Source organism: Nocardioides sp. (genome assembly GCA_037045645.1).
Classification (GTDB): domain Bacteria; phylum Actinomycetota; class Actinomycetes; order Propionibacteriales; family Nocardioidaceae; genus Nocardioides.
Map to the genome: position 1 here is coordinate 369,405 of JBAOIH010000001.1, position 17,412 is coordinate 386,816.

General features: G+C 66.3%; 14 protein-coding genes and 1 pseudogene. All 15 read left to right on the plus strand.

All coding sequences use genetic code 11. The features are described 5' to 3' along the window. Positions 1 to 60: 60 nt before the first annotated feature. The 15 genes and pseudogenes from rplA to rpoB all read left to right on the plus strand — a co-directional run bounded on the left by rplA (position 61) and on the right by rpoB (position 17,401). A pseudogene (gene rplA / locus V9G04_01830) lies at positions 61 to 782 on the plus strand (50S ribosomal protein L1). A gap of 290 nt (positions 783 to 1,072) precedes the next feature. Continuing rightward, positions 1,073 to 1,762, plus strand: coding sequence for a 50S ribosomal protein L10 (gene rplJ, locus V9G04_01835; protein MEI2712048.1), 690 nt, complete (start codon positions 1,073 to 1,075; stop codon positions 1,760 to 1,762). A 72-nt stretch (positions 1,763 to 1,834) separates the two neighbouring features. After that, positions 1,835 to 2,227: a 50S ribosomal protein L7/L12 gene (gene rplL, locus V9G04_01840; GenBank protein MEI2712049.1), complete on the plus strand. Its 393-nt coding sequence runs from the start codon at positions 1,835 to 1,837 to the stop codon at positions 2,225 to 2,227. Positions 2,228 to 2,591: 364 nt separating this feature from the next. Beyond that, positions 2,592 to 3,548 carry an ABC transporter ATP-binding protein gene (locus V9G04_01845; GenBank protein ID MEI2712050.1) on the plus strand — a complete coding sequence of 319 codons (957 nt, stop codon included), beginning with the start codon at positions 2,592 to 2,594 and terminating at the stop codon, positions 3,546 to 3,548. Between the two features lie 6 nt (positions 3,549 to 3,554). Continuing rightward, positions 3,555 to 4,337: an ABC transporter permease gene (locus V9G04_01850; protein MEI2712051.1), complete on the plus strand. Its 783-nt coding sequence runs from the start codon at positions 3,555 to 3,557 to the stop codon at positions 4,335 to 4,337. Positions 4,338 to 4,340: 3 nt separating this feature from the next. After that, positions 4,341 to 5,162: an ABC transporter permease gene (locus V9G04_01855; protein MEI2712052.1), complete on the plus strand. Its 822-nt coding sequence runs from the start codon at positions 4,341 to 4,343 to the stop codon at positions 5,160 to 5,162. Beyond that, entirely contained in the window at positions 5,159 to 6,424 is a 1,266-nt protein-coding gene (locus V9G04_01860; GenBank protein MEI2712053.1) for an MCE family protein, read from the plus strand. The genes V9G04_01855 and V9G04_01860 overlap by 4 nt, the downstream gene beginning before the upstream one ends. Next, positions 6,421 to 7,449 carry an MlaD family protein gene (locus V9G04_01865; GenBank protein MEI2712054.1) on the plus strand — a complete coding sequence of 343 codons (1,029 nt, stop codon included), beginning with the start codon at positions 6,421 to 6,423 and terminating at the stop codon, positions 7,447 to 7,449. Before V9G04_01860 ends, V9G04_01865 begins: the two co-directional genes overlap by 4 nt. Then, positions 7,446 to 8,411, plus strand: coding sequence for an MCE family protein (locus V9G04_01870; protein MEI2712055.1), 966 nt, complete (start codon positions 7,446 to 7,448; stop codon positions 8,409 to 8,411). Before V9G04_01865 ends, V9G04_01870 begins: the two co-directional genes overlap by 4 nt. 1 nt (position 8,412) lies before the next feature. After that, positions 8,413 to 9,546 (plus strand): MCE family protein, encoded by a 1,134-nt coding sequence (locus V9G04_01875; GenBank protein MEI2712056.1) that lies wholly within the window; start codon positions 8,413 to 8,415, stop codon positions 9,544 to 9,546. After that, a complete protein-coding gene (locus V9G04_01880; protein ID MEI2712057.1) occupies positions 9,543 to 10,880 on the plus strand; it encodes an MCE family protein in 1,338 nt (445 codons plus the stop codon). Before V9G04_01875 ends, V9G04_01880 begins: the two co-directional genes overlap by 4 nt. Then, positions 10,877 to 12,154 (plus strand): MlaD family protein, encoded by a 1,278-nt coding sequence (locus V9G04_01885; GenBank protein ID MEI2712058.1) that lies wholly within the window; start codon positions 10,877 to 10,879, stop codon positions 12,152 to 12,154. The genes V9G04_01880 and V9G04_01885 overlap by 4 nt, the downstream gene beginning before the upstream one ends. Next, positions 12,112 to 12,672, plus strand: a complete 561-nt coding sequence (locus V9G04_01890; GenBank protein MEI2712059.1) for a hypothetical protein — start codon at positions 12,112 to 12,114, stop codon at positions 12,670 to 12,672. The genes V9G04_01885 and V9G04_01890 overlap by 43 nt, the downstream gene beginning before the upstream one ends. Continuing rightward, on the plus strand, positions 12,669 to 13,451 hold the full coding sequence (locus V9G04_01895; GenBank protein MEI2712060.1) for a hypothetical protein: 783 nt from the start codon (positions 12,669 to 12,671) through the stop codon (positions 13,449 to 13,451). Before V9G04_01890 ends, V9G04_01895 begins: the two co-directional genes overlap by 4 nt. Positions 13,452 to 13,897: 446 nt before the next feature. Further along, positions 13,898 to 17,401, plus strand: coding sequence for a DNA-directed RNA polymerase subunit beta (gene rpoB / locus V9G04_01900; protein ID MEI2712061.1), 3,504 nt, complete (start codon positions 13,898 to 13,900; stop codon positions 17,399 to 17,401). The last annotated feature ends 11 nt before the right edge of the window (positions 17,402 to 17,412 follow it).

A 17,412-nucleotide genomic window follows, 5' to 3' on the forward strand; every position in this document is an offset into this window, starting at 1 on the left:
GGGAGGGCCGCGCTGGCCCGCTGACCACATCCTTTTCAAGACTTAAGAAACGAGAAGAACATGCAGCGCAGCAAGACCTATCGCGCAGCGTCGGAGACGTTCGACAAGAACGAGATCTACGCCCCGCTCGCCGCGATCAAGATCGCCAAGGACACCAGCAAGACGAAGTTCGACGAGACCGTCGACGTCGTGATGCGCCTGGGTGTCGACCCCCGCAAGGCCGACCAGATGGTGCGCGGCACCGTCAACCTGCCGCACGGCACGGGCAAGACCGCCCGCGTCCTCGTGTTCGCCAACGCCGACAAGGCTGAGGCTGCCCGCGAGGCCGGCGCCGAGCACGTCGGTGGCGACGAGCTGATCGACAAGGTGGCCGGTGGCTGGCTCGACTTCGACGCCGTCGTCGCGACCCCCGACATGATGGGCAAGGTCGGTCGCCTCGGTCGCGTCCTGGGCCCCCGTGGCCTGATGCCGAACCCGAAGACCGGCACCGTGACCCCCGACCCGGCCAAGGCCGTGTCCGACATCATGGGCGGCAAGATCGAGTTCCGCGTCGACCGGCACGCCAACCTGCACTTCATCATCGGCAAGGCGTCCTTCAACGACGATCCAGCTCGCGGAGAACTACGCCGCGGCGCTCGACGAGGTGCTGCGGTTGAAGCCCGCCAGCCTCCAAGGGCCGCTACGTCAAGAAGATCACCGTCTCGACGACCATGGGCCCCGGCATCCAGGTCGACCCCAACCGCACCCGCAACATCACCGAAGCGGACGTGTCCGAGGCCTGATCTCACGCCTTGGTCGGCCCGGCAGTCACACGTACGCGTGTGTTGTCGGGCCGTTGCCATTTCGCCCCGCGTCGATTTGGTCCAGCCCCTGCGCGCTCGTACAGTTCTTCTCGAAACCAGAGACCGCCGGTCAATGCCGTGCCCAGCACGTCAGCCGAAGGTTCCGCGGAAGCGGACGGCCAGCGCAGGTGTCAGAGGCTAGAGAAGTTTCTCCACGCCCTGGGCCTGCGCCCGGGGCGTTCGTCATTTCGGGAGCTGCCGGAGTCTCGAACCGATGAAGAGGAGACCACATGGCGCGGCCGGACAAGACTGCCGCCGTTGCGGAGATCGTTGACTCGTTCAACGACGCCGCCGGTGCGGTGCTCACCGAATACCGCGGTCTCACCGTGAAGCAGCTGCAGGAACTGCGGCGCTCGCTCGGCGAGAACGCCAACTACGCCGTGGTCAAGAACACGCTGACCAAGATCGCCGCCAAGGAGGCGGGGGTCGACGGTCTCGACGACCTGCTCACCGGTCCGACCGCGATCGCGTTCCTCAACGGGGACGTCGTCGAGGCGGCCAAGGGTCTGCGTGACTTTGCCAAGGCGAACCCCGCTCTTGTGATCAAGGGCGGATTCCTCGACGGCAAGCCGATCGACGCGGCAGAGGTGGCCAAGCTGGCTGACCTCGAGTCGCGCGAAGTGCTGCTGGGCAAGCTGGCGGGCGCGATGCTCGCGAGCCTTTCTCAGGCCGTCTACCTCCTCAACGCCCCGCTCGCCCAGGCTGCCCGGCTCGCCGGCGCCCTGGAGGCGAAGGCTCAGGAGGACCCCTCGATCCTCGCAGGTGGTGCCGGTACGCCGGCCGCCGAGGCCCCGGCTGATGCCGAGCCTGCTGCCGAGGACACCCCGGTAGCCGTTGAGGCTCCCGCCGACGAGACCGAGGCTGCGGCCGAGGCTCCCGCCGACGAGGCCGCTGCGGAGACCGAGTCCACCGAGGCCTGACCAGGCCGACGTACACCACCTGTAAAGAACCCGGTCCGCCTCGGCGGGCCACAAAAGGAAGGAACCGCCATCATGGCGAAGCTCACCACCGACGAGCTGCTCGACGCGTTCAAGGAGATGACCCTCATCGAGCTGAGCGAGTTCGTGAAGCAGTTCGAAGAGACCTTCGGCGTCACCGCCGCCGCCCCGGTTGCCGTTGCCGCCGCCCCCGCCGCCGCTGGTGGCGACGCCGGTGCCGCTGCTGCCGAGGAGAAGGACGAGTTCGAGGTTGTCCTCGAGTCGGCCGGCGACAAGAAGATCAACGTCATCAAGGAGGTGCGCGCCCTGACCTCGCTCGGCCTGAAGGAGGCCAAGGACCTCGTCGAGGCCGCCCCCAAGACGGTTATCGAGAACGCCAACAAGGAGACCGCGGAGAAGGCGAAGGAGGCCCTGGAGGCCGCCGGCGCCACCGTCACCCTCAAGTGACCTCTCGCTGATCCGTCAACGGCGGCGATCACCCCACGCGGGTGGTCGCCGCCGTTGCGCATTTCGGCCCCCCGTACGACCGGAAGAACTGCGGCCGGAGTGGGGGCCGCCGCGCGAGAGACTGTCCTCCCGGCCGCAGTTCTTGCGTCACCGGGCAGGACAGTCGCTCCGGCAAGAACTGCGGCCCCCGTACGGGTTCTTCGCGAGCGGATGGCCCCAAGGCCGCAGTTCTTCGAGTGCGTGGGAGCGGCACCAACCCATCCCGTAACCCGGCCACCACCACACGCGTTGTACCCCCATCAAGGCTCCTTGGGAGGGAGCGACGGACAACCGGGCGAGCCCGGGGCAAGTCGGAGGGCACACGATGGGTGTCGAGATCAAGATCGACGGGCTGACCAAGTCGTTCGGCAGCCAACTGATCTGGCGTGACGTCACGCTGGATATCCCCGCAGGCGAGATCTGCGTGATGCTCGGGCCGTCCGGCACCGGCAAGTCGGTGCTGTTGAAGACCCTGATCGGGCTGATCAAGCCTGACAGTGGCTCGGTCGTGATCGAGGGCGTCGATATCGCCAGCTGCCCCGAGCGTGAGCTCTATGAGATCCGCAAGCTCTTCGGCGTTCTCTTCCAAGACGGCGCGATGTTCGGCTCGATGAACTTGTACGACAACGTGGCGTTCCCGTTGCGCGAGCACACCAAGAAGTCCGAGTCCGAGATCCGCAACGTCGTGATGGAGAAGATGGATCTCGTCGGGCTGCTCGGTGCCGAGGACAAGCTGCCCGGCGAGATCTCGGGCGGCATGCGCAAACGCGCCGGCCTGGCGCGAGCACTCGTACTCGACCCCGAGATCGTGCTCTTCGACGAGCCCGACTCAGGCCTCGACCCGGTCAGGACGGCCTTCCTCAACCAGTTGATCGTCGACCTCAACGCCCAGATCGACGCGACCTTCCTGATCGTCACCCACGACATCAACACCGCGCGTACGGTGCCCGACAACATCGGACTGCTCTATCACAAGCACCTGGCGATGTTCGGCCCCCGCGAAGCGTTGCTCAGTTCCGAGGAGCCGGTCGTACGCCAGTTCCTCAACGCGCAGAAAGTCGGCCCGATCGGCATGTCCGAGGAGAAGGACGCCGACGAACTCGAGGCGGAGAAGGACCAGGAACTCCCGCCGCTGCCGCCGATCCCGCATCAGCTCGAGCCGTCCAACGGCATCGCGCGCCGCAGCCAGCGACCGCCGGGGGAGTGGTGCCGTCAGAACGGGGTGACCCCGCCTCCGGGCTCCTTCGGGTCCGCGAACGCGGGCCTCGCGCCGGGGGCGTGAGCCCCCATGTCCACGGTCCTGCACAAGGCGACCGCGCCGATCGGCGCGGCAGGCAATCTCTTTGCCTTCGCCCTCGACGTGCTGCGCGGGCTGTTCCGTCGGCCGTTCCAGCTCAAGGAGTTCATCCAACAGGCGTGGTTCATCGCGTCGGTCACGATCATCCCGACCGCGCTGGTGGCGATCCCGTTCGGCGCGGTGATCGCGCTGCAGGTCGGCAGTCTGATCAAGCAGTTCGGGGCCCAGTCGTTCACGGGTTCGGCGAGCGTGCTCGCGGTGATCCAGCAGGCCGCCCCGATCGGCACCGCGCTGCTGATCGCGGGAGCCGGTGGCTCCGCGATCGCCGCCGATCTGGGCGCCCGCAAGATCCGCGAAGAACTCGACGCGATGATGGTGCTGGGAATCGACCCTATCCAAAGACTCGTCGTGCCCCGGGTGCTGGCCTGCATGCTGGTCGCGGTCTTCCTCAACGGCATGGTCAGCGTCGTCGGCGTCGCGGGCGGCTACGTCTTCAACGTGATCCTGCAAGACGGCACGCCTGGTGCCTACCTGGCCAGCTTCACCGCACTCGCCCAGCTTCCCGACCTCTGGATCGGCCTGATCAAGGCCTGCACGTTCGGCTTGATCGCGGCGATCGTGGCGTCGTACAAAGGCATGAGCGCCGGTGGCGGCCCCAAAGGCGTCGGCGACGCGGTCAACGAGTCGGTCGTGATCACCTTCTTGCTGCTGTTCGTCGTCAACTTCGTCCTGAGCGCGATCTATCTCCAGGTCGTCCCCCCGAAGGCCGGTTGAGCGATGGCCACCAGCATCGCGACCAGCCCGCTGAAAGGGCTCGACACCCTCGGCGGTCAACTCGCCTTCTATCTCGGCGTGCTCAAGGCGGTGCCCCGTTCCATCACCCGCTACCCGCGCGAGATCATGCGGATCCTGGCCGAGGTCACCCTCGGGTCCGGTGCACTGGCCGTCATCGGTGGCACGGTCGGCGTGATCCTCGGCATGACGTTCTTCACCGGCGCCCAGGTCGGCTTGTCGGGGTACGCCGCCCTCAACCAACTCGGCACCTCAGCCTTCTCCGGTTTCATCTCGGCCTACTTCAACACCCGAGAGATCGCGCCCCTGGTCGCGGGCATCGCGCTGGCCGCCACGGTCGGCTGCGGCTTCACGGCCCAACTCGGCGCGATGCGGATCTCCGAGGAGGTCGACGCGCTGGAGGTGATGGCGATCCCCTCGATGCCGTTCCTGGTCGCCACGCGCGTCGTCGGCGGCCTGATCGCGATCGTGCCGCTCTACGTCGTCGGCCTGCTCTCGTCCTACTTCGCCAGCCGCCTGGTCGTCACGCAGTTCTACGGCCAATCCCCGGGGACGTACGACCACTACTTCCACCAGTTCCTGCCTCCCGGCGACGTGCTCTGGTCCTTCGGCAAGGTGCTCGTCTTCGCCGTCGTGGTGATCCTGATCCACTGCTACCACGGCTTCACCGCTTCCGGCGGACCCGCCGGTGTCGGCGTCGCGGTGGGCCGCGCCGTGCGTACGTCCATCGTCGCCGTCAACGTGATCGACCTGTTCCTCTCGATGGCGATCTGGGGTGCCACGACGACGGTGAGGTTGGCGGGATGAACCACAGGGTCCTCGGTGCCGTCTTCCTCGCGCTGCTGCTCACCGGCGTCTACCTGACGTACGGCGTGTTCACCAAGAAGTTCACCTCCTATGACGAGGTGACACTCAAGGCGGGCAAGATCGGGCTGCAGTTGCCCGCCCGCGCGGATGTGAAAGTACGCGGCGTGCTCGTGGGCGAGGTGCTCGACTACGAACCGCACGAAGGCGGCGTCGACATCACGCTCGGCCTCTACCAAGACCAGCGCGAGCAGGTGCCGGCCAACGTGACCGGTCTGATCCTGCCCAAGACCCTCTTCGGTGAGAAGTACGTCTCGCTGATCATCCCCGACGGCGGTCCCAGCGGCGAGATCAAACCCGGTGCCACGATCGCCAAGGGCGCGGTGTCCATCGAGGTCGAGCAAGTGCTGGCCGACCTCTACCCGCTGCTTCGTGCCGTACGCCCCGCGGATCTCAACGCCACCCTCAACGCGCTCGCCACGGCGCTGGAGGGTCGCGGCGACGACATCGGGGAGAACCTGGAGACGCTCGACGGCTATCTCAAGCGGCTCAATCCCCAGATCCCCGACATCGTCGAGGACCTCAAACTGACGACCGACGTCGCGCACCTCTACTCCGACGTGCTGCCCGAGGTCGCGGGGATCCTGCGCGACACCATCGTCACGACCGGCACGCTCAAGGGCCGTGCCAAGAAGCTCAACACGCTCTTCCAGGATGTGTCCGCGTTCTCCGCGACCACCGAAAGGTTCCTCGACGCCAACGGCGACAACATCGTCAGGGTCGGCGAACTCGGTGCCGCACAACTGCGCGTGCTGGCCAAGTACGCCCCCGAATACCCCTGCCTGACCAAGGGGATCGTCGCCGCCGGCAAGTTGCAGGCGGCAACGTTTCGCGACTTCACCCTGCACATCGTGCTGGAGACGATCCCGAATCAACCGCGAGCGTACGGACCTGCCGATCGGCCCCGCTACGGCGAGAAGTCAGGGCCGAAGTGTCTGCACCTGCCGAACCCGCCCTTCACGCAGTCCAACCCCGCGACCCAGCCGAACTTCGCCGACGGCGTCGACTCGCCCACCGGCAAAGGCACCATGCGTACGACCCCCGGATTCGCGCGTACGCCAGACCCCGCCGGCACCCAGGACGAGACTGCACTGCTCAAGGGCCTGCTGGGTCCGGCCCTGGGCAGCGCCCCTGACGCGGTCGATGACCTGGCCGTGCTCATGGTCGCGCCGATGGCGCGCGGAGCCGAGGTGAGTTATCGATGATCCTCGACAAGAAGACCAGCGTCGACCTGGTCCGGCTCGCCATCTTCATGCTGGTCACCTCGCTGGCCACCGGCCTGCTCGTGATCCTGGTCGGCAACCTGACCTTCGGCAGCAGCCGCGAATACCGGGCCGTCTTCAGTGATGCGACAGGTGTGGTGAAAGGTGACGACGTCCGGGTAGCCGGGGTCAAGGTCGGCTCTGTCAAGGAGATCGAGGTCTTCGAGCGCACCCGCGCCCTGATCACCTTCGACGTCGCCGACACGACCACGATCAGCCGCGCGACGACCGCGCAACTGAGGTTTCGCAACCTGGTCGGACAGCGCTATCTGTCGTTGTCCGACGGCATCGGGGACGTGACCCGCCTCCAGGCGGGCGCGACGATCCCGCTCGCGCAGACCGAGCCCGCACTCGACCTGACGGTGCTGTTCAACGGGTTCAAGCCACTCTTCCAGGCGCTGTCGCCCAAGGACGTGAACACGCTGTCCTACGAGATCATCCAGGTCTTCCAGGGTGAGGGCGGCACGCTCGAAGACTTGCTCCAGCACACGGCCTCGGTCACCCAGACGCTCGCGAGCCGCGACCAGATCATCGGTGACCTGATCCGCAACCTGAACAAGGTGCTGGTCCGCGTGGGGCGGCGCGACAAGGAACTAGGGCAACTGATCGCGAGTTTCCGCCGCCTGGTGGGCGGGCTGAAGAAGGATCGGTACGCCATCCTCGACTCGCTCGACGGCATCTCCTCCCTCTCGGTCGAGACCGCCCAACTGGTGGCCGGAATCCGTGAGCCCTTCACCCGCGACATCAAGCAACTGCGCGTCACCGCGGCCAACCTCGACAAGAACAAGGGCGAGATCGACCGCGCGCTGCAGGTGCTGCCGATCAAACTGGAGAAGGTTGGGCGTACGGCCACCTACGGCTCCTGGTTCAACTTCTATCTGTGCCAGTTCCAGGGCCGGGTCACACTGCCGACCGGGCAGGCGTTGCCGGTCAGCTACAACACCGGATCGGACAGGTGTTCGCTGTGATTCCCTTCCGCGAGCGCAACCCCGTCGTCGTGGGGGCCGTCTCGATCGCCGTCCTGCTCGGTCTGCTCTTCGCTGCGTTCCGCGCCCAGGACCTGCCGATCATCGGCGGGGGAGACACCTACTACGCGGCCTTCTCCGAAGCGGGTGGGTTGAAGCAGAACGACGAGGTCCGCATCGCCGGTGTCCGGGTCGGGAAGGTGCAGGCGGTCGAGATCGACGGCGACCACGTACGCGTGGAGTTCCGGGTGCAAGGTGATGCGGCCTTCGGCCCGCAGACCGTGGCGGCCATCAAGATCAAGACCCTGCTCGGCTCGATGTTCTTGTCCCTCGACCCCGTGGGTGAGGGCCAGATGAAAAAAGGTGCTGAGATCCCGCTGGAGCGGACCACGTCGCCCTACGACGTCGTGGAGGCCTTCGCCGGTTTGGCAGACACGGCCGAGGAGATCGACACCGACCAGTTGGCGCGCTCCCTCACCACGGTCGCCGACCTGACCCGCAACACCCCCGAAGAGTTCCGCGGCGCTTTGACCGGTCTGTCGTCGCTGTCGCGCAACGTCGCAAAACGCGACGACCAGATCAACAGCCTGCTCAAGAACCTCGGCAACGTCTCCACGATCCTCGACAAGCGCGATGACGACATCATCGCGCTGATGAGCGACGCCGATGTGCTCTTCAGCGCACTGGTCGACCGACGTGAGCAGATCCACCGGTTGCTCACCTCGACCTCGAAGCTCTCGCGAGAACTGCGACGCCTCGTACGGGAGAGCCGCGCCGATCTCAAGCCGGCCCTGACCCATCTGGAGAACGTCGTGGCCGTCCTCAACAAGAACGAGGACAACCTCGACAACTCGCTGCGATTGATGGCGCCCTTCTATCGCGTGTTCGCCAACACGCTGGGCACCGGACCGTGGTTCGACACCTACATCCAGAACATGCCGCCCGCACCGCAGGTAGGAGGCTGACATGGACCTCAGGAAGTACGCGCTCCCCGCGGCGCTGCTCGCGCTGGTGGCCGTGATGGCGTTCACGGTGTTGGGCCGAGGGGAGGACGCCAAGACGTTGACCGCGCACTTCCCGCGCGCGATCTCGGTCTTCGAGGGCAGTGACGTACGCGTGCTCGGCGTCTCGGTCGGCAAGGTCGACTCGGTGACGCCGTCCGGTACGGAGGTCATCGTCAAGATGCACTACTCCGGCGTGACGCTGCCCGAGGACGCCCAGGCGATCATCGTGGCGCCGAGCATCGTCGGCGATCGCTTCGTGCAGTTGACCCCGGTCTTCGGCAAGGGCGACACCGCGATGGAAGACGGCGCTGTGCTCCGCGCCGATCGCACCTCGGTTCCGCTCGAACTCGACCAGGTCTATGCCAGCCTCGACGACCTCAACGTCGCGCTCGGTCCGACGGGGGCCAACAAACACGGCGCGCTCTCGGATCTGCTCGCTGTCACGGCCGACAACTTCGACGGCCAGGGCAAGGGCTTCCGGCAGACGATCGCCGACTTCTCGACGCTCACCGGCACTCTGGATCGCAATCGCGACGACCTGTTCGGCACCGCCGCCAAGTTGCAGCGGTTCCTGCGCACGCTGGCCGAGAACGACCAGACCGTACGCCAGTTCAACGGCTCGCTGGCCCGCGTCTCCGAGATGCTCGCCGGCGAACGCAAGGCGCTCACATCGTCCTTGCGAAACCTGGGCCTGGCCATGCGTACGGTCTCGAAGTTCGTCAAGGACAACCGCGCGAGCCTGGGGCGCAACATCACGGGCCTCAACCGAGTCTCCAAGGTGTTGGTCAAGCAGCGCGACGCCCTCGACGAGGTGCTGCGGGTCGGGCCGCTGGCGCTGAACAACCTGGCCCTGACCTACAACCCGCAGGCGGGCACGCTGGACACCCGCGCCAACCTGGGCGAGATCGTCAGCCAACTGGAGAGCAATCCCGCCCTGCTGCTGTGCAGCTTCGTCGGGCAACTGCCGCAAGGCGAAGAGACCTGCGACACGATCAAGGGCATCTTGCCGCGCCCCGGCGCGTTCACGGGCGGGGCGCGCGGCCAGGACGTCTTCGATCCCACCCTGGGTGGCCTGGTGCAGGAGGACGACCGATGAGGAGAGTGGTGCGTACGATCGCCGCTGTCATCAGCGCCTGCCTGTTGTTGAGCGGCTGCGACTTCGACGTCTACAAGTTGCCGTTGCCCGGTGGTGCGGACACCGGGGCGCGGCCGATGACCGTGACCGCCCAGTTCCGCGACGTGCTCGACCTGGTGCCCAACAGCACGGTGAAGTTCAACGACGTCACGGTCGGCAAGGTCAAGGACATCGAGTTGGAGGCCGACACGGCCGTGGCGACACTCGAACTCAGACGCGGCCTCGAACTGCCCGACAACGTCACCGCTCAACTGCGCCAGACCAGTCTGCTCGGCGAGAAGTTCGTCTCGCTCGATATTCCGGCCGACGGTGGCCGCGGAAGACTCGGCGACGGCGACGTGATCACCTTGGCGCAGACAGGTCGCAATCCCGAGGTCGAAGAGGTGCTCGGAGCTCTCAGCCTGCTGCTCAACGGCGGCGGCGTGGGACAGCTCAAGACCATCTCCACCGAACTGAACGAGGTCTTGAAGGGCCGTGAAGGCTCCGCGCGCTCGGTGCTGCGCCAACTGCGTACGTTCATGGGCCAACTCGACTCCCACAAGGGTGACATCGTCACCGCGCTCGAAGCACTCAACCGTTTGTCCGTGACGGCCAATCGGCACATGGACGACATCGAGGCGGCCCTCGACGAACTCCCGTCAGCCGTGGACTCGATCCACGAGCAACGCGGTGATCTGGTCAAGATGCTCAAGTCGCTCAACAAGCTCAGCGGAGTCGGCACCCGGGTGATCCGGCTGTCCAAGACGTCCACCATCGACGCGCTGACCCAACTGGATCCCGTGCTGACGCAACTGGCCAAGACCGGGGACGATTTCGCGAACTCGTTCCACGTCTTCTTGACCTATCCGTTCGTGGACGAGGTCGTGGGCCGCGACCCGCAGGTGGCACGCAACCTGCACATGGGCGACTACACCAACCTGTCGATCACCCTGGACGTCGACCTCGGAGCACTGCCGACGACGCTGCCGAGTCTGCCGACGGGGTTGCCGACGATCCTGCCCACCCTGCCGACCCTTCCGACCGGGCTCCCGACCGGACTTCCGACGTTGCCGAGCATCCCGACCACGATGCTTCCCACCGAACTCCCGAGCGTGAACACCTCGTTGCCGACGGCACTGCCGACCCTGCCCACCGGGCTGCCCACCCTGCCGCGCGCGGAGCCGGTGTCGTGGCGCAAGCCGCGGGCTTCGTACGACTCCCGTGGTCCCACGATGCGCCAGCTTGCAAGGGCCTTCGATCCCGCGTTGGTGTCACTGCTGGTGCCGGCCATGGTCCCGGGGGAGGCCCGGCGATGATCACCAAACGCACCAGGATGCAGTTGATCGCCTTCGTGATCATCACCTTGCTCGGCGTCAGCTATGTCGGCGCGAAGTACGCCCGGCTCGACCGGCTCTTCACTGATGACACCTATACGGTCGTGGCGCACTTCGCCGACTCCGGCGGTGCGTTCGTCGGCGCGCTAGTGACCTATCGCGGCGTGACGGTCGGGCGGATCGAGGACATGGAGGTCACCCGGGGCGGCGTCGACGTCGCCTTGGGCATCGAGCGGTCGTACGACCAGATCCCCGCCGATGCCCGCGCCCTGGTGGGCAACCGGTCGGCGGTGGGGGAGCAGTACGTCGAACTGCAACCGCAGACCGACGCCAAGCCCTATCTGCGCGAGGGTGCCGAGATCGCGCAGGCCGACACCGCGCTGCCGATCAGCACCACCCAATTGCTGGGCAACCTCAGTGAGACGGTTGAGTCGGTCGACCAGCGCGACCTGCGTACGGTCGTCGGCGAACTCGGTCTCGCCTTCGGGGGCGCGGGTCGCGACCTCAGCACGATCATCGACTCGTCGAACCGGTTCATCGGCACGGCCAACGAGAACTTCGACGTGACCACCGCACTGATCCGCGACGGCAACACGGTCTTGCGGGGGCAGATCGCCTCGGCGCGCAACATCCGTGTCTTCGCCAAACGCTTCCGTCAGTTCTCCGGCGCGATGGTCGGGGCCGACCAGGATCTGCGTCGTGTGATCGACAACGGCAGCGCCACGGCCAACCAGTTGCGTCGCTTCCTCGAAGACAACGAGGTGGATCTGGCCGAATTGCTCAACAACCTGGTCACCACCGGCGAGGTCGTCGTACGCCGACTCGACGGGGTCGAGCAGATCCTCGCGCTCTATCCCTATGTCGTCGAGGGCGGGTTCACGGTCGTGGCCAAGACTGCGTCGACCGGTCAGTACGACGCCCACTTCGGCCTGGTGCTGACCGAACACAAGCTGTGCCACCGTGGCTATGAAGGCACCGACCGGCGCCCGCCCCAAGACGGCTCCAACCGGCCGATGGCCGTGAACGCGCGCTGCACCGAACCGGCGAGCGCGACCAATGCGCGCGGCGCGCAGCATGCGCCCAACCGGGCGGGCGCGCTGACGCCGGTGGCTGCATATGACCCCGCCACGCGTGACCTCACCTGGGGTGACTCGTTGAGTGCAGCAGGGGCTGATCGGCCGGCTCCGGCCACTCTTGGGGAGGAGACGTGGAAATGGCTCTACTTGCAGCCCTTGACCGCCGCAACCGTTCGCTGATCACCCGACCCCTGATCGCCGCTGCGCTGGCGCTCGTGGTCGCCCTCGGCGTCCTGGCCTGGGTGGCCTCCACCCGACTCGGTGGTGATGACGACGTCCAACGTCAGCGGGAAGCGGCGATGAGCCAGGCACGGCAGTTCATGCTGCGCATCGGGACGTACGGCCCCGACAAACTCGATGCCCAAGGCCGGATGCCCGCGTACGCCGAGCAGGTCCGCGAGGTGATCACGCCGAAGTTCGCGGCCGAGTTCGACAAGGAGGGTGGCCGGCTCGCCGAGCAGTTGGTGGCCCAAGGCGGCGTCTCGCGTGACGCCGAAGTGTTCGCGACCGGCATCAGCGACCTGGACGCGGACTCCGCCGTCGCGCTGGTGTCGGGCACGTTCACCGACTCCTATCCCGACGGCAAGTCTCGCCTGGTCGCGCAGGAGCCGGTGCCCGTACGCCTGAGCGTGCAACTTGTGAAGGTCGACGGCGACTGGCTCGTCGATGACTTCGGTCCTGCGGGAGGTGCGCGATGAAGCCCGGAAGTGTGCCCGGAAGTGTGCCCGGAAGTGTGCCCAGCAGTGTGGCAGTCGATCTCTATGACCTGCTCGACCTGGACCAGTCGGCCTCCGACACCCAGATCCGCGCCGCCTGGAAGGCCGCCATCGCCGACCTCGACCCGGGAGACCGGCGTTTCCGGGCCTACAACCAAGCCGCAGAGACGCTGTTGGATGGGGACGCGCGGCGGGCGTACGACACGACGCTCGCGCCGTCAGCAGAGCCGGAGCCGGAATCCGAGCCCGAGCCGTTGACTGGTCCCGCGAAGTCGAGACCAGCCAGACTCGTGGCCCTCATCTCCCTTCTCGCCGTGCTCGCCTTGGCCGCTGCCGCCTGGCTGTGGACCACCGTGCCCACCGCGCAGCAACGCGCGGCCGAGACCCGCGCCGCAGTCGCGGCCGCGGAGAGCGCCATCGTGCCCGTGCTGTCGTACGACCACCAGGACCTCGACGCCAGCCAGCAGGCGGCCAAGGAGGTGCTGACCCCGTCGTACGCCAAGGAGTACGCCAAGATCTTCCAGGTCATCCGCGACAACGCGCCCGCGACCCGGGCCACAGTGACCGCGAGGGTGATCAGCTCGGGTGTCGTACGCACCGGGGACGACCGCGTCGAAGTCTTGGTCTTCGTCGACCGCCCGACGACCAACAAGGCCCACCGCAAGCCGATCGTCTACCGCGACCAGGTCACCGTGACGATGGCGCGCAGAGGCGCCTCCTGGCTGGTGGACGGCCTGAAGACGTCGCCCGCGCCCCGTTGACCCGCGGGTGTGGTTTCGAGACGCCGCTGCGCGGCTCCTCAACCACCGGTGCGGATGGTGTGGTTTCGAGACGCCGCTGCGCGGCTCCTCAACCACCGGTGCGGATGGTGTGGTTTCGAGACGCCGCTGCGCGGCTCCTCAACCACCGGTGCGGATGGTGTGGTTTCGAGACGCCGCTGCGCGGCTCCTCAACCACCGGTGCGGATGGTGTGGTTTCGAGACGCCGCTGCGCGGCTCCTCAACCACCGGTGGAGACGACGGTGCTTGACTCTTTGCCTGTGCTCACGCATGATTCAGCAATCGGTTTGACCCGGGGGTTGAGTCATGCCCTGATCTGGGTTACCCTACAGGTTCGCCCTCTCTCAGATGCCTATCCGCCTGCCCGGTGGCCGATCGGTGGTGAGGGGCGCAACTCAAAACTCGCGTATCCGTGAGAAGGACGAATCTTGGCCGCTCGCACCAACTCTGGCAGCAATTCCCACCGCATCTCCTTCGCAAAGATCACCGAGCCTCTCGAGCTTCCTCAGCTCCTCTCCCTCCAGACCGCCAGTTTCGACTGGCTGGTCGGCAACGACGCATGGACCGCCGAGGTCGAGCGCCGTCGTGCCCAGGGTGACGACGTGTCTGAGAAGTCGGGGCTGCAGGAGATCTTCGAGGAGATCTCTCCGATCGAGGACTTCAACGAGACCATGTCGTTGTCGTTCGACGACCCGGTCTTCTACGAGCCGAAGTACTCCGTGGAGGACTGCAAGGAGAAGGACTTCACCTACTCCGCTCCGCTCTACGTCTCCGCCGAATTCACCAACAACGAGACCGGTGAGATCAAGGGCCAGACGGTCTTCATGGGTGAGTTCCCCCTGATGAGCCCGAAGGGCACCTTCATCATCAACGGCACCGAGCGTGTCGTCGTCTCGCAGCTGGTCCGATCGCCCGGCGTCTACTTCGAGCGCACGGCCGACAAGACGTCCGACAAGGACATCTTCACCGCCAAGCTCATCCCGAGCCGTGGCGCCTGGCTGGAGTTCGAGATCGACAAGCGCGACATGGTCGGCGTACGCCTCGACCGCAAGCGCAAGCAGAACGTCACGGTCCTGCTCAAGGCTCTCGGCTGGTCCAACGACCAGATCCGTGAGGAGTTCGGGCAGTACGAGTCGATGATGCTGACGCTGGAGAAGGACAACACCGCCGACCAGCGTGAGGCGCTTCTCGACATCTACCGCAAGCTCCGTCCGGGCGAGCCGCCCACGGAGGAGGCGGCCCAGACGCTGCTGAACAACTACTACTTCAACAAGAAGCGCTATGACCTGGCCAAGGTCGGTCGCTACAAGTTGAACAAGAAGCTCGGCCTGCACGAGGCGTTCGACCAGCAGACGCTGACCATCGACGACATCGTGGCCGCGATCCGCTACATCGTGCAGTTGCACGCCAACACCTCCGACGACGCGGTCGACCTGGTCGACGCCGCCGGCACGGTCGTGCACGGTCAGGATGAGAAGCCGGTCAAGGTCGAGGCCGACGACATCGACCACTTCGGCAACCGCCGCATGCGTACGGTCGGCGAGCTGATCCAGAACCAGCTGCGCACCGGCCTGGCTCGGATGGAGCGGGTCGTACGCGAGCGGATGACGACTCAGGACGTCGAGGCCATCACGCCGCAGTCCCTGATCAACATCCGTCCCGTGGTCGCGGCGCTGAAGGAGTTCTTCGGCACCTCGCAGCTCTCGCAGTTCATGGACCAGACCAACCCGATCTCGGGTCTGACCCACAAGCGTCGTCTGTCGGCGCTAGGCCCCGGCGGTCTGTCGCGTGATCGTGCGGGCATGGAGGTGCGCGACGTGCACCACAGCCACTACGGCCGCATGTGCCCGATCGAGACTCCTGAAGGCCCCAACATCGGTCTGATCGGCTCGCTCGCGTCCTACGGTCGGATCAACCCGTTCGGGTTCGTCGAGACGCCTTACCGCAAGGTGGTCAAGGGCAAGGTCACCGACCAGGTCGACTACCTGACCGCTGACGACGAGGACCGCTACGTCATCGCGCAGGCCAACGCCAAGCTCGACGCTGACGGCCGCTTCGCCGAGGAGCGGGTGCTCGTACGCCAGCGTCACGGTGACGTGTCCGAGATCCTGCCTGAGGACGTGGACTACATGGACGTCTCGCCGCGCCAGATGGTGTCGGTCGCGACGGCCCTGATCCCGTTCCTCGAGCACGACGACGCCAACCGCGCGCTGATGGGTGCCAACATGCAGCGCCAGGCGGTGCCGCTGATCACCAGCGACAGCCCCCTGGTCGGCACCGGCATCGAATACCGCGCCGCGGTCGACGCCGGCGATGTGGTCGTGGCCGAGAAGGCCGGCGTGGTCAAGAGCGTGTCGGCCGACGCGGTCGAGACTCTCAACGACGACGGCACCTACTCCACCTACAAGTTGGCGAAGTTCCGCCGGTCCAACCAGGGCACCTGCATCAACCAGCGTCCGCTGGTCGACGACGGTGACCGCCTGGAGATCGGCAGCCCGATCGCCGACGGTCCGTGCACCGACAAGGCCGAGATGGCGCTGGGCACCAACCTCCTCGTCGCGTTCATGCCGTGGCAGGGACACAACTACGAGGACGCCATCATCCTCAGCCAGCGCCTGGTGCAGGAGGACATCCTCACCTCGATCCACATCGAGGAGCACGAGGTCGACGCTCGCGACACCAAGCTCGGTGCCGAGGAGATCACCCGCGACATCCCCAACATCTCCGACGAGATGCTGGCCGACCTCGACGAGCGCGGCATCATCCGCATCGGCGCCGAGGTCACCACGGGCGACATCCTGGTCGGCAAGGTCACGCCCAAGGGTGAGACCGAGCTGACGCCGGAGGAGCGGCTGCTGCGCGCGATCTTCGGTGAGAAGGCGCGCGAGGTGCGCGACACCTCGATGAAGGTGCCGCACGGTGAGTCCGGCACGGTCATCGGCGTACGCGTGTTCGACCGTGAGGACGGCGACGAGCTCCCGCCAGGTGTCAACCAGCTGGTGCGCGTGTACGTGGCGCAGAAGCGCAAGATCTCGGTGGGCGACAAACTCGCCGGACGCCACGGCAACAAGGGCGTCATCGCCAAGATCCTGCCGATCGAGGACATGCCGTTCATGGAGGACGGCACCCCCGTCGACGTGATCCTCAACCCGCTGGGCGTGCCGCGACGCATGAACATCGGTCAGATCCTCGAGCTCCACCTGGGTTGGCTTGCCAAGCAGGGCTGGGACCTCGACCTGTACGAGGGTGACCGGGGAGAGTGGGCCGAGCGGCTGATGTCGATCCACGCCGACAAGGCGGCACCGGACACCAAGGTGGCCACGCCGGTCTTCGACGGTGCGCGTGAGGACGAGATCACCGGTCTGCTCGGTGCGACGCTGCCCAACCGTGACGGCGATCGGATGATCGACCAGACCGGCAAGGCGAACCTGTTCGACGGCCGCTCCGGGGAGCCTTTCCCCGAGCCGGTCTCGGTGGGTTACATGTACATCCTCAAGCTCCACCACCTGGTCGACGACAAGATCCACGCGCGCTCGACCGGCCCCTACTCGATGATCACCCAGCAGCCGCTCGGCGGTAAGGCCCAGTTCGGTGGCCAGCGCTTCGGTGAGATGGAGGTCTGGGCGATGGAGGCGTACGGCGCTGCGTACGCCCTCCAGGAGCTGTTGACGATCAAGTCCGACGACGTGCCTGGTCGCGTCAAGGTCTACGAAGCCATCGTGAAGGGCGAGAACATCCCCGACTCCGGAATCCCCGAGTCGTTCAAGGTTCTCGTCAAGGAGATGCAGTCGCTCTGCCTCAACGTCGAGGTGCTGTCGCAAGACGGCACTCCGATCGAGATGAAGGACGCCGAGGAAGACCACTTCCGGGCGGCCGAGGAGCTTGGCATCGACCTGAGCCGGCGTGAGCCGAACTCCGTCGAAGAGGTCTGAGAGGTATTTGC